The sequence below is a fragment of the uncultured Thalassospira sp. genome, assembly GCF_963976115.1.
GTDB lineage: Bacteria > Pseudomonadota > Alphaproteobacteria > Rhodospirillales > Thalassospiraceae > Thalassospira.
Window position 1 is genome coordinate 285,955 of record NZ_CAXBJJ010000005.1, and the last position, 12,504, is coordinate 298,458.

A 12,504-nucleotide genomic window follows, 5' to 3' on the forward strand; every position below is an offset into this window, starting at 1 on the left:
CCACTTCAAAAATAACGCGCAAAAGCGTCATTTTGGATCTTATAGGTTGAGGTTTCCGGGGCTACCCCGCGAATAAGTGCTAATTTTATACGCAATGAATGAACAGTTTTTAGACAATCTTTATAACATGCATATTTTTTAGACTTATTTGACAATAAGCTGGCCGTTGCACGGTTTTTTGTTATGCAAATCGTCAACAATTTTGTAAAAACTAAAGATTACACCTTCTCGCCCCCATCAGGAAAGACCCGCCCCATGGCCCACCCCGCCGAGCCCCAACGCTTCACTGGCAGCGGAAAATTACGGCCGGAAGAACAGATTTATCAGGAAATGCTGGGGGCCATCCTTGATCGCCGCCTGGAACCGGGCATGAAGCTGATTGAGGAAGACCTGGCAAAAACCTTTGGCGTCAGCCGGGCGCGTATTCGTGCCGCCTTTTTACAATTGGCCCACGACAAACTGATCAATCTGGTGCCCAATCGCGGCGCGTTTGTTGCCGAACCGACCATTGCCGAAGCCATCGAGGTTTTTTCCGCCCGCCGCATGATCGAGGATGGCGTGGTGCGTAAGGTAACAGCGCATATGAACGACGATCAGGCCGAACAGATCCGCGCCCATCTGCTGGCCGAACACAAAGCCCATCACGATGGCGACCACCGCGCAGCCATCATTTTGTCCGGCGAATTTCACCTGTTACTGGCCCGCCTTGCCAATAATCTGGTGATCGAGGAATTTTTGGAACGGCTGATTTTGCGAAGCTCGCTGATTATTGCGATGTATGAAAGCCCGCAACCCGCCGATTGCTCGCATGATGACCATGACGAACTGTTGCGCGCCCTAACCAGCGGCAACCCCGACGAAGCCGCATCCTGCATGGCAAAGCATCTTGATAATATCCGTGACCGGCTTCAGCTTCAGCGCGAAAAACCCGGCAAAACCGATTTCGCCAGCATCTTTAACCGCCATCCCAGCAGCAAAGCAGGCTAACAGACCAAGCACTACCCGCGCGACAGGGCTTACCCCGGTAAAACAAAAGGGAGCGGCTGCCAAAGCACCTCGCCCCCTTTCTGCTTTCCTCGGCCACAAAGCCAACGGAAAATATATATTTACCTGCCAAACCGGGCCTTAAAAACCAACCGCACAGCCATCCTTGCGCGGGTCGGACCCGGCGACATATCCGGCATCGGTTTTGGCAATCAACTGTGCCCCGCCAAAGCCGAAATTGGTTTGATCGGGCGTTTCGACCAAAATGTTATGGCCCTTGGCGCGCAGGGCTTTGATCGTTTCATCACCCAAAACATGCTCGACCGCCACATCCAGCCCGGAAATGGCCTGCCAGCGCGGGGCATCGGCGGCGGTTTGCGGGTCCTGGCCCCAAAGCTGGGTGCGCAACGTCATTTGCAAATGACCCTGGGCCTGCATCGGCCCCCCCATGACGCCAAAGCTCATGACCGGATTGCCATCCTTGCCCATCAAAAAGGCCGGAATAATGGTTTGGAACGGCCGCTTGCCGCCAGCAACCAGGTTGGGATGACCCGGTTTTAACGAAAAGCCATGCCCCCGGTTCTGCAGGCTGATCGAAGTGCCCGGCACCACAACACCAGAGCCAAAGCCCAGATAATTCGACTGAATAAACGACACCATCATGCCGCTTTCATCGGCCGCCGTCACATAAACCGTGCCGCCATGTTCGGGCGCGCCAGCCTTGAAATCCTGCGCGCGCGCCGGATCAATCAAGGCCGCCCGCGATGCCAGATATTTATCTGACAGCAAATGCTCCACCGTCACATCGCGCATATGGTCCAGATCGGCGACATAGGTGTGCAAATCGGCAAAGGCCAGTTTCATCGCCTCGATTTCGAGATGCAGCACTTCGGGGTCATCGGGGCCATATTGATCGATCTGGCAATGGCGCAAAATGCCCAAAGCCATCAGGGCCGAAATTCCCTGCCCGTTGGGCGGAATTTCATGCAGGGCCACATCGCCAAATTCCTGGCTGATGGTGCCGCACCAGTCCGCCTTGTGATTGGCAAGGTCATCTTCATTCAAGGCCGCCCCATGTTCGCGGGCAAAATCGGCAATTTTTTTTGCCAATCGACCTTTGTAAAAACTATCCCCGCCGGTTTGGGCAATATCGCGCAGGCTTTCAGCCATCGCCGGGTTAACAAACAGCTCGCCCGCTTTGGGGGTGCGGCCACCGGGCATAAAGGCCTCGGCAAAGCCGGGTTTGTCATGCAGAACTTTTGCGCCATTGGCCCAAAGCTGAGCAATGATCGGCGATACGGCAAAGCCCCGGCTGGCATATTCGATGGCGGGTTCAAACAGTTTTTCAAACGGCAATTTGCCAAATTTATCCGAAATCGCCCGCCACGCCGAAACCGCACCGGGCACCGTGACCGAGTCCCACCCCCGTTGCGGCATTTTCTCCTGCCCGGCAAAGCGTTCGGGCGACCACGCCGCCGGGGCGCGGCCCGATGCATTAAGGCCGTGAATTTCCGTGCCATCCCAAATAATGGCATAGGCATCCGACCCCAAACCATTGCCGGTTGGTTCTACCACCGGCAAGGCAATGGCGGCAGCCAAGGCAGCATCGGCGGCATTACCGCCTTGCGCCAGCATCCGCAAACCGGCCTGTGCGGCCAGGGGTTGCGATGTCGAAACGATGTTGCGCGCCATCACCGGTGACCGGCGCGAGGCATAAAGCCCTTCGGTTGTGAATTTCATGGGTTTAATTCCTCCTCGCGACAGTCAAACGACTGCGCCTTTTTGACCATTGTCTTTTTTATAGGCTTTCCAGATCGACCGGATACTGAAGATAACCGACAGCACCGCCGCCGCCAGAAAAAGTGCCGAAATCGGCCGGGTAAAAAACACCGTCCAGTCGCCGTCGCTCATCAGTGCGCGGCGCAAATTGGTTTCGGCAATCGGGCCGAGAATGACGCCTAAAACCAGCGGTGCCAGCGGATAATCCAGACATTTCAAAATGTAGCCCACCAACCCGATCGCACCGAGCAGATAAAGATCGCCCATTCGGTTATTCAGGGCAAAAGCCCCGATCACACAGCAAATCATCACCGTGGGTACAATGAACTGCTTGGGAATATCGGTAACCCGCAAAAACAGCCGCATCGAGGCCACACACACCACCAGCATCATAAAGCTGGCAACGGTTAGCGCGATAAACATGCCATAAACCAGATCGGCATGATCCAGAATCAATCTGGGGCCAACACTAATGCCATGCACCATCAGGGATGCCATTAAAATGGCATCAACAGCCGATCCGGGAATGCCCAGGGAAATCAGCGGGATCAAGCCACCGCCTGCGGTGGCAGAATTGCCTGCTTCAGATGCCACAACCCCGTCGGCAATACCCTGACCGAATTTTTCCGGCGTTTTGGAACTGCGCTTTGCCTGATCATAAGCCAGCAAATTGGCAATCGAGCCCCCGGCACCGGGCAGCGCCCCAATCACCACACCCACCATCGAGGACCGGATCAAATTCACAGGGCGCATCAGAACTTCGCGCATCACTTGCCAGGTTTTGAAATCAATGCTTTTGGGGATCAGGGCATGATTGACCTTTTTGCCATGCATTTCAACCTCGCCTAAAAGCTGGCTGATGGCAAAAATGCCAATCAGCACCACTAAAAACGGCAGGCCAGGTGCCAGCAAATCCATATCAAAGGTCAGGCGCGGGCGGCCCATCATCGGGTCCGGCCCAATGGTGGCAAGGCCCAGGCCAATTACCCCGGCAATCAGGCCCCTGATCAGCGAATTACCGACCAGACTGGCGACAATGGTCAAGGCAAAAACGATCAGCGAAAAATATTCCCACGGGCCAAGGCGCACCGCCACCACCGCCAGCGGCGGGGCGGCAACAATCAGCACCAGCGTGGATATAATAGTGCCAAAAAACGATGCCCACACGCCGAGCGACAAGGCCCGGCCCGGCTCGCCATTGCGCGCCATGGGAAAGGCATCAAAGGTGGTGGCAACCGAACTGGGGGTGCCGGGAATACCCAGCAAAGCCGCACTGATCAGGCCGCCGGTATAGCCCCCGACATAAACCGACAACATCACCGAAATGCCCTGAAGCGGCTCCATGGCAAAGGTCAGCGGCAGTGTCAGGATAATGGCCATCGTCACGGTAAAACCGGGGATGGCAGCGGCAACAATACCGGCAACCGACCCGATCAACATATAAATCAGGGTATCAAAGGCAAAAACCTGATGCGCGCCCTGAAAAAAAGCATCCAACATATGTCTGAACTTTCAGCGGTATGTGACAGTGTTGCAGCGCTGCCTAAAAGGCAATCAGAACACCACGCGGCAGGAAAACATTGAAAACATCGGCAAACAGCATGTTCAGCCCGAACGAAAACACCAAGGCGGCAATAACAGACTGAATAACCGTGCGGCGTGTCACACCCGCGATCAGCAATTGCGTAATCAGCAAAAAGCCAAACGTCGCCAGCGAAAAGCCCAGCGTGGACAACACGCCAAGGTAAACCACCAGCAAGCCGTAAATCGCAAAGGAAATCCGCCGAATTTTAAGCCAGCGCCCAAAGGCGTAAACCGCTTCGGGCATCCCGCCATTGCGCTGGATATCAACAACCGACTTGATGGCGGCAAACAGGCACAAGGCCGCCAGCACAATGAAAACCAGCTTGGGAAACGAACCGGCCCCCAGGGGCTCCCAGCGTGATGTCGGCAAGGACGATGCCCGCCAGGCGCAATAAACCGCGCTAACACCAAAAATAATGTAGGAAACCAGCCGGGCCAGCTCGTTTCTGGCCCGCGTGGCGGCAGATGCCAGCGCATCTGCCGCCGCCGGTTTCGGGGTATCGGCCGTCATCCCTGCAACTTGCCGACCAGTTTGGTCACATCGGCATCAAGTTTTTCGAGATAGGCTTTGTAGTCTTCCTCGCCAATAAAGACGTTGGCTGACCCGGCATTTTTCATTTTGGTTTTAATGTCATCAAGCGCCATAGCTTTTTTCAAATCAGCAGCCAGTTTATCGACAATCGGCTGCGGCGTGCCTTTGGGCAGAACAACCCCGCGGGTCACCGCCATTTGCAAATCGTAGCCCTGTTCTTTCATCGTCGGCACATCGGGTTCTTCGGCGGTGCGTTCTTCCGTGCCCACACCGGCAAAAATCAGATCGCCGTTTTTAACAAACTCGCTGGCCGATGAAACATCGCCAATGGCAATGTCAATATTACCGCCCACCAGGGCGCGAATACGTTCGCCTGTATCACGAAACCCGACATAGCTAAACTGCACGCCCAAGGCATCTTCGATCATGGCCATATGCAAATGCGGCACCCCGCCCAGGGTGACACCCGCCCGCACCTTGCCCGGATTGGCCTTGGCATAGGCTTTTAGTTCTTCAAGATTTTTGAAATGGTCGTTTTTCGACAGGGTCAGATATTGCGGTGACGACGCCACCAGGGCGACCGGAATAAAACTGTCCCAATCCAGATCGGTGATGCCGGTTTTATTTGCCGTTAACAACCCTTCGTGGATTTGCGAAATCGTGTAGCCATCTGCCGGGCGCTTGGCAAATTCCTTTAAGCCCACCGTGCCGCCAACGCCGGGCATGTTAATAATCGGCACCGGCTGGCCGGTCACTTCCGACAGGCCCAGGCCGACAATGCGCATCAAGGTGTCGCTGCCGCCCCCCGGCCCCCAGGGCACAATAAATTCGATCGGTTTATCCGGGTAATCCTGTGCCATAACCGGCGTTACCGCCGCTGCTGCAATCATTAATCCCGCCGCCATCGCGATTTTGCGAAGCATATCTCCAGCCTCCTGATAAGTGGTTTGTCATTTATTCAAACCATTTCAAAGATGGTTCGTTATGATTATGCCAATATTGTTTGCACCTTCGTTGCTGCGGCGCAAGCAGAAAAACACAAATCCGCCATAAAATGGTATTTTTGCAGCTCGCAGTCGCAAAAACTCTATACAGAAATAGAATTTTATGAGTAGAACCATTAATGCATTAAATAGTAATTGGTTTGGATTGGTTCATGATGATGGATCTGGGAAGCGGCGCGCATCTCTATCTTATATGGGGCAGTGCCATGCTGTTCGTGGGTGTGATTGGCGGCATCATGGCAGGCCTGCTTGGCGTTGGCGGCGGCATTGTCATTGTGCCGGTTTTGTATCATTTCCTGTCCGTAATGGGGGTGGATGAAAGCATGCGGATGCAAATTGCCGTGGCAACATCGCTGACCACCATCATTGCCACCGCCCTGTCTTCTACCCGCAGTCATTACAAAAAAGGGGCGGTTGATATTGGCCTGCTCAAAAGCTGGGGCCCCGCCATTATTGTTGGCGTTATCATTGGCACCGCCATTGGCGGCCATGTTGATGGCCGGGTATTAACCGCCGTTTTTGCCGTGGTGGCCCTGCTGGTGGCCACCAACATGATGCTGGCGCGTGACAGATCAAGCGATCCCCAAAAAAACCCGCCCAAATCGGTTTGGGCCATACTGGGTATTGTGGCCGGGGGCCTGTCGGCAATGATGGGCATTGGCGGCGGCACCATTTGCGTGCCCTTGCTCAGCTTTCTGGGCTATGACATCCGCAAGGCTGTCGGCACCGCATCGGCCATTGGCCTGATCATTGCCCTGCCCGGCACCATTGGTTATGCCATGTCGGGCATTGGCGTTGATGGCAGACCACCCTTTTCGGTGGGCTATGTCAATGTGCTGGCCGCCGCCCTTCTGATACCTATGACCGTGCTGTTTGCGCCGGTCGGCGCGCGTATTGCCCATTCGATTCCGCAGCGTGCCTTGCGCATCTGTTTTGGGCTTTTCTTACTGGTTACGTCAATTCGCATGTTCCACGACCTGATTTTTTGATACCTGATTGCACCGGAAACGTCAGTAACAACAAGAAAAACACCTGCCATGAATGATATATCGACACAGGGGCTGGCCGAAACGCTGCGCAATGCCTTTGATCAGGGGCAATATGTGGAAAATGGCCGCGTCATTGCCGAACGCAGCCTGGCCGAAAAACTCGATGTCGGCCGCCGTGCGCTCCGCAAGGCGCTCGACGAACTTGAATCCGACGGGCTGATCTGGCGGCGCCAGGGCCAGGGCACCTTTGTTGGCACCCCGCCCACCCCGCGTTTGCGCCGCCTTGAAGGGCTTGCCACCAAAACCAGCCCCTATGAAATCATGGAAGTCCGCCTCGAAATTGAACCCTCGATGGCGCGTTTTGCCGCCCTGCGCGCCTCACAGGCCGATATTGATGCCATGCGCACCATGGTGGAAAACGCCGCCAAAGCCAAAAATCAGGCCGAATATGAAAAATGGGATTCGGCCTTTCATCAAAAACTGGCTGAAAGTGTGCGCAATACCCTGTTTTTGGCGGTGTTTGAGGCCGTGAATGCCGTGCGCCGCGATGCGGCATGGTCACGTATGCGCGAAAGTACGCATTCCGACCGCCTGATCACCAAATTGTCCGAACAGCACCACGCCATTGTCGATGCCATTGAAATGCGCGACCCCAACCGCGCCGAAAACGCCATGCGCGCCCATCTGTCACAAGTTGAACGCGCCCTTAACCAAAACTGATCGCCAAATTTCGCACCCGAAAAGGCGGCACATGCCAAAAGCATGAAACACAGTGACAGCATCAGGGCCATTTCAACATTGCCGGTACAGTCTGCCCCCACCCTCGCAGCCCCCGGATCAAAGCAGTTCGCAATAGGTGTCGCCAAGGGCGGTGCCGCCAGAATGGGAACGCGACGTTTCGGCCAACCAGCCACTGAACGGCAGGAACAAAACCGATACAGGTTTGTTATCATGATGTCTTTGCGCACAGACTTGCGGCTGACCATCGCGAATTGATGTCAACCGCATTACTTTTCATATGATGACTTTACAAGCCACAGTCTGAACCATACATTCCCGAACAGCAAAAACCCGTCCGGATCAAGCGCGCCGGATGACAGACCCCTGCTTTGTATCGTACTATTGTATGAGTTTTAAGAAGCCGGGAAGATTTTATGATATGCACAGGCTCTCACACCCTCTTGGGAGCATCTGGTGGAACGTAAACCTTCGACCCTGAGCGCGCCCTTAGATAACGGATGACAAGATCCAACCAACAGGAGAACCCGATGCTGAGCGGAAAAAATTATATTGCTGGCGAATGGCTGGACGGACCGGATGTATTTCAGGCCGACAACCCCGCAACCGGCGAAAAACTGCCGACCAGGTTTCAGCAGGGCACTGAAGAACATGTTGACCAGGCTGCCCGAGCGGCCAATGAATGCGCCGAAGAATTTGCCGCAATGGCACCGTCAAAACGGGCCGGTTTCTTGCGCGCCTGTGCGGATGAAATTGATGCGCGCGGCGATGAACTGACCGAAATCGGCACCCTCGAATCGGCCCTTCCGCCCGCACGTCTGCAGGGCGAACGCGGTCGTACCGTGGGTCAACTGCGTTTCTTTGCCGACTGGATCGAAGAAGGTTCGTGGTTTGAAGCCCGCATCGAAACCGCACAGCCCGACCGTGCCCCGCTGCCCAAACCCGACATTCGTTCAATGTTCAAGGCCCTTGGCCCGGTTGGCGTTTTTGGTGCATCCAACTTCCCGCTGGCATTTTCGGTTGCCGGTGGTGATACCGCATCGGCGCTTGCTGCCGGTTGCCCGGTTGTTTTCAAGGCCCATGCCGCCCACCCGGGAACCTCGGAACTTGTCGCACAGGCAATTGCGGCTGCGGTTGAAAAAACCGGCATGCCCAAAGGCGTGTTTAGCATGGTCCACGGTGGCGGACGCATTGTTGGCCAGTCGCTGGTTGCCCATCCCATGATCAAGGCGGTTGGCTTTACCGGATCGACCGGTGGGGGCCGTGCGCTGTTTGATATTGCTGTTGGTCGCCCGGAACCGATCCCTTTTTACGGCGAACTGGGCAGCAACAACCCGGTTTACCTGCTGCCCCACGCCATGCAGAAAAATGCCGCGGGCATTGCCAGGGCATGGGCCGGGTCGCTGACCATGGGTGTGGGCCAGTTCTGCACCAATCCCGGTCTTTTGCTGGCCCTTAAGGGTGACGATCTTGACACCTTTGTTACCGCCGCTGTTGAAGAACTCGGCGGCGTTGCCAGCCAGGCCATGCTGACCGACCGGGTTTCAAGTGCCTATCATCATGTCAATGACGCGATGGCAAAACACCCGAAAGTCACCTGCGCGCTGAAACGTCGCGATGGCGATGGCGCGTTTGAAGGCAGCCCCGCTGTTTACCGTGTTTCAGCCGCCGACTGGGAAGCCAACCCGGAACTGGCCGAAGAAATGTTTGGCCCGGCAGGCATCATCATCGAATGCGACAGCACCGATCAGATTTTGGCCATTTCCGCCAAACTGCACGGCCAGCTGACCGCGACCATCCAGATGGACGATGCCGATGCCGAATTCGCCGGCAAGCTGCGCCCGCTTTTGGAAAAATGCGCAGGCCGCATTCTGATCAATGGCTGGCCGACCGGGGTTGAAGTGTGCCATTCCATGGTTCACGGTGGCCCCTACCCGGCAAGCACCGACTCGCGGGCAACCTCGGTTGGTTCGCTGGCGATCAAACGCTTTGTCCGCCCGGTTTCCTATCAGGCCTTCGCCGATGCCCTGCTGCCCGATGCGCTGAAAAACAGCAACCCGCTGAACATTCCGCGTCTGGTCGATGGCAAATGGCAGATGCCGAAATAAAGACCAACCACCAGACCAACAACCTGACAAAGGCGCTGCATCACCGCAGCGCCTTATACATTGCGAGGCAGAAGGATCGGTTATGATCTTTCTGCCTCTTTTGTTTGGCTGGAAGGTGTTGTGGCAGCCCCGGGCTGTAACGCCCGTGAAAAAGCTGAACACTTCCGGCCCCGAGGCCTGGTCGTACCGCCGAGAGAGCTTTTACGCTCGAGTATAAGGGCGACAACGGCATGGTCCGCACGCCATTCCACCAGCCGATATCCCGGCATTTATTGCAAACCACTACCGTGTTGCTGTTCATCGGCAAGATTGTCGTCCTGAAGGGTCATTGTCGCAAATTCCTTTCCGGTTTCATCCGATTCCCGCCGTCATTCCGTGCGCCAAAACACCTAATCATTGGTCATACTTGTATGTTTTTTGACGTATTTACATAAATAAAGTGATTTTATTGTGCGGCGCAATATTGATGAATTCAATTATTTCAATACCTTATCATCTATCGTTCTCCAAACAAGAACGGGGGAAGCGCGAACCGGTGATAGTGCGTCATGCGAGCCTTTGCTAGCTTCGATCTCAAGGAAAACAACCCGAACTTCTTCCCCAAAGGAGACTTCAAAATGGCTACTCTTGCATTTGACAGCACCCCCGTTGCCCGCACCGAACCGGCAGCCGCCAAACCGAAATTCGGCTGGTTTGTAAACTTTCTCGAAGCTGTTCGCGTTGCCCGGATTATGCAAAACAGCCCGGCCCGTGATCATACGGCCCTGATCAACGAATGGCGTGCAAACATGATGGGGACAAAGAACTAATCGTTCTTTATCCCCCTTTGATGACGATCCGTAATAATCGCGCTTGACCGCTTTGCTACAGGCGACCTAAACGATTATATGCAAAAGTTTGATATCGTCACCATCAGGCTGTTCGTCGCCATTGTTAAGGCCGGCAGCATTAACGAAGCAGCCCGGCGCGAGCATATCGCAACCTCCGCCGTCAGTCGTCGCATTGGCGAGCTTGAGGCTCTGTTGGGTGTCCGTTTGCTCAGGCGCTTGCCGCGTGGCGTGGAACCAACGCCGGAAGGCACCATTTTTGCCCGTTACGGCGAAAAACTTCTGGGTGATCTGCGCCATCTGTCGAACGAATTACGCGATTTCAACTGTGGTGAAAAAGGCGAGATTTTTCTTGCCACTGTCACCTCGGGCATCCTGACGGGATTGCCAACCTATCTGGCGGATTTCGGCATTGATTTTCCTGGCATCACGGTTGATGTCAGTGAACTGACCAGCCGTGAATCAATTGATGCCGTGCGCGATGGCCGGGCCGATCTGGCTGTGGTTGCCGATAATATTGCCCGTCACGACCTTGATCACCATGTTTTTTGCGATGATCCGATCTGGCTCGTAACGCCCAAAGGCCATCCGCTTATCCCGGACCCGCAAAATCCGCAGCCGGTCCATTTCGCCGACGCCATCAAATACCAGATCATTTCCCTGCATGAAGGCGGGGTGATTGATGATTTGATCAGCGATGCCGCCAGTAAACTCAGCCACGAAATGCACCCGCATGTCAAAGTAATGCGTTTTGGCTCGTTACGGCGGGTTATTGCCGCCGGGCTTGGCATTGGCTTTTTGCGCCGATCCAGCGTTGAAGAACATCTGCCGCACATGAATATTTCCGGCACCCCGATTGCCGATGACTGGGCCAAACGGCAATTGCTGATTGTGCATGAAGCCGAAAAAAACCTGTCTTCCGCCACTAAAACCTTGCGCGACTATCTGCTGAAAAAATCACACGCCGCAGCCGCCCCTGAATAAATCGAAGGATCAGCCTGCAGATACACATTGCTGTGCCAAATTATCGACAACAGCGAAGTTTGACAAAACAACCGAGCTGCACGTTCTTTTAAAGGCCTGATCGAGTATCAGCGACGGTAATGCGTTCCAAACACCGATAGGTGGTAAAACCAGTGCTGGATCTGAGCAGGCAAGGGCCATCATTTCGGGCACATCCTTACGCGCATGAATGCCCCCGCCTGCCAAAAGCGGCAAAAAAACATTCCGGGGCCGATCCGCCATGGATCGCCAATCCGCAAGCGACGGCTGCCCCTCGACATTGGCAATCTTTACCGACAATTCCGGAACAACATTTCGAATACGTTGCGCCAGCCATATCTGTTCATCGCTGGGTTCGCTCTGGCTTTTAAGGCCGTGAGGCACCAAAAACAATGTTGTTTCATCGGCCAGCCAATGCCGTGCGGCAAGTTCCGCATCAAGGCAATTGGCCACCATCGGAACAAAACCATGCAACCCGGTAACAACTGGCAGCACCATTGCATGGCGCAATTGCGCTTCTTTCAAAATTGCAGGCAATTCTTTGGTAACAAGATACCCCGCACTGAAAAACAACGGCATCACCAAAAGCCGATCCGTTTGCCCCCCTTGTTTCAGTTTTGCCAAAACAAGGCGCAAATCAGGATCGCTGCGCATATAGGCATGGGCAACATGCCCGTTCCAGTCCGGGCGCAACTGCCTGGCCAGCATACCAGCAGGGTCGCCATCCTCAACGCTGGTGCCGTGTGCAACAATCAATAACGTCGTTTTACCGCAATAGGACATGGATAACCTGTCACTTCCCGCCAGATAAAACAGCATATAGCTGCCGAAATATATGTCGATACGTACCAGAATGAAAATTCGATCAAAAATTATCGGACCTTTTTGACCCTCACCTTTGTTATGACAAAATATGTAAAATTTCGTCGGCTGCGGGAATAAATCCTCCCCCTGATG

12 protein-coding genes are annotated in these 12,504 nt (G+C 54.7%); 6 read left to right on the forward strand and 6 right to left on the reverse strand.

The genetic code is table 11. The features are described 5' to 3' along the window. Window positions 1-255 precede the first annotated feature (255 nt). Window positions 256-987, forward strand: coding sequence for a GntR family transcriptional regulator (locus AAC086_RS08130; protein ID WP_339777460.1), 732 nt, complete (start codon window positions 256-258; stop codon window positions 985-987). Between the two features lie 138 nt (window positions 988-1,125). Here AAC086_RS08130 and AAC086_RS08135 read toward each other — a convergent pair whose 3' ends face one another. Genes AAC086_RS08135 through AAC086_RS08150 form a run of 4 tightly spaced genes read right to left on the reverse strand, consistent with a single transcriptional unit; the run spans window position 1,126 to window position 5,802 of the window. Next, window positions 1,126-2,724, reverse strand: a complete 1,599-nt coding sequence (locus AAC086_RS08135; protein WP_339777463.1) for a gamma-glutamyltransferase family protein — start codon at window positions 2,722-2,724, stop codon at window positions 1,126-1,128. Window positions 2,725-2,748: 24 nt separating this feature from the next. Continuing rightward, window positions 2,749-4,263, reverse strand: coding sequence for a tripartite tricarboxylate transporter permease (locus AAC086_RS08140; protein ID WP_339777466.1), 1,515 nt, complete (start codon window positions 4,261-4,263; stop codon window positions 2,749-2,751). A 43-nt stretch (window positions 4,264-4,306) separates the two neighbouring features. Then, the gene (locus AAC086_RS08145; protein WP_339777468.1) at window positions 4,307-4,858 is read right to left on the reverse strand and encodes a tripartite tricarboxylate transporter TctB family protein; all 552 of its coding nucleotides are present in this window, start codon (window positions 4,856-4,858) and stop codon (window positions 4,307-4,309) included. After that, the gene (locus tag AAC086_RS08150; protein ID WP_339777470.1) at window positions 4,855-5,802 is read right to left on the reverse strand and encodes a tripartite tricarboxylate transporter substrate binding protein; all 948 of its coding nucleotides are present in this window, start codon (window positions 5,800-5,802) and stop codon (window positions 4,855-4,857) included. The genes AAC086_RS08145 and AAC086_RS08150 overlap by 4 nt, the downstream gene beginning before the upstream one ends. A 233-nt stretch (window positions 5,803-6,035) precedes the next feature. Between AAC086_RS08150 and AAC086_RS08155 the strand changes: the two genes are divergently transcribed. Both AAC086_RS08155 and AAC086_RS08160 read left to right on the forward strand, forming a co-directional pair. Continuing rightward, a complete protein-coding gene (locus AAC086_RS08155; protein WP_339777473.1) occupies window positions 6,036-6,872 on the forward strand; it encodes a sulfite exporter TauE/SafE family protein in 837 nt (278 codons plus the stop codon). Between the two features lie 48 nt (window positions 6,873-6,920). Further along, window positions 6,921-7,592 carry a FadR/GntR family transcriptional regulator gene (locus AAC086_RS08160; protein ID WP_339777475.1) on the forward strand — a complete coding sequence of 224 codons (672 nt, stop codon included), beginning with the start codon at window positions 6,921-6,923 and terminating at the stop codon, window positions 7,590-7,592. A gap of 117 nt (window positions 7,593-7,709) precedes the next feature. On the opposite strand, the gene AAC086_RS08165 is transcribed toward AAC086_RS08160, so the two are convergent. After that, entirely contained in the window at window positions 7,710-7,880 is a 171-nt protein-coding gene (locus tag AAC086_RS08165; protein ID WP_339777477.1) for a hypothetical protein, read from the reverse strand. A gap of 260 nt (window positions 7,881-8,140) precedes the next feature. On the opposite strand from AAC086_RS08165, the gene AAC086_RS08170 reads away from it, so the two are divergent. The 3 genes from AAC086_RS08170 (at window position 8,141) to AAC086_RS08180 (ending at window position 11,529) form a co-directional block, all read left to right on the forward strand. Then, on the forward strand, window positions 8,141-9,718 hold the full coding sequence (locus AAC086_RS08170; RefSeq protein WP_339777480.1) for an aldehyde dehydrogenase (NADP(+)): 1,578 nt from the start codon (window positions 8,141-8,143) through the stop codon (window positions 9,716-9,718). 617 nt (window positions 9,719-10,335) lie between these two features. After that, on the forward strand, window positions 10,336-10,527 hold the full coding sequence (locus tag AAC086_RS08175) for a hypothetical protein (RefSeq protein ID WP_339777483.1): 192 nt from the start codon (window positions 10,336-10,338) through the stop codon (window positions 10,525-10,527). Window positions 10,528-10,605: 78 nt separating this feature from the next. Then, complete coding sequence (locus AAC086_RS08180; protein WP_339777486.1) at window positions 10,606-11,529, forward strand: LysR substrate-binding domain-containing protein; 924 nt, start codon at window positions 10,606-10,608, stop codon at window positions 11,527-11,529. Window positions 11,530-11,538: 9 nt separating this feature from the next. On the opposite strand, the gene AAC086_RS08185 is transcribed toward AAC086_RS08180, so the two are convergent. Next, window positions 11,539-12,366, reverse strand: coding sequence for a CbiX/SirB N-terminal domain-containing protein (locus tag AAC086_RS08185; protein WP_339777489.1), 828 nt, complete (start codon window positions 12,364-12,366; stop codon window positions 11,539-11,541). Between the last annotated feature and the right edge of the window lie 138 nt (window positions 12,367-12,504).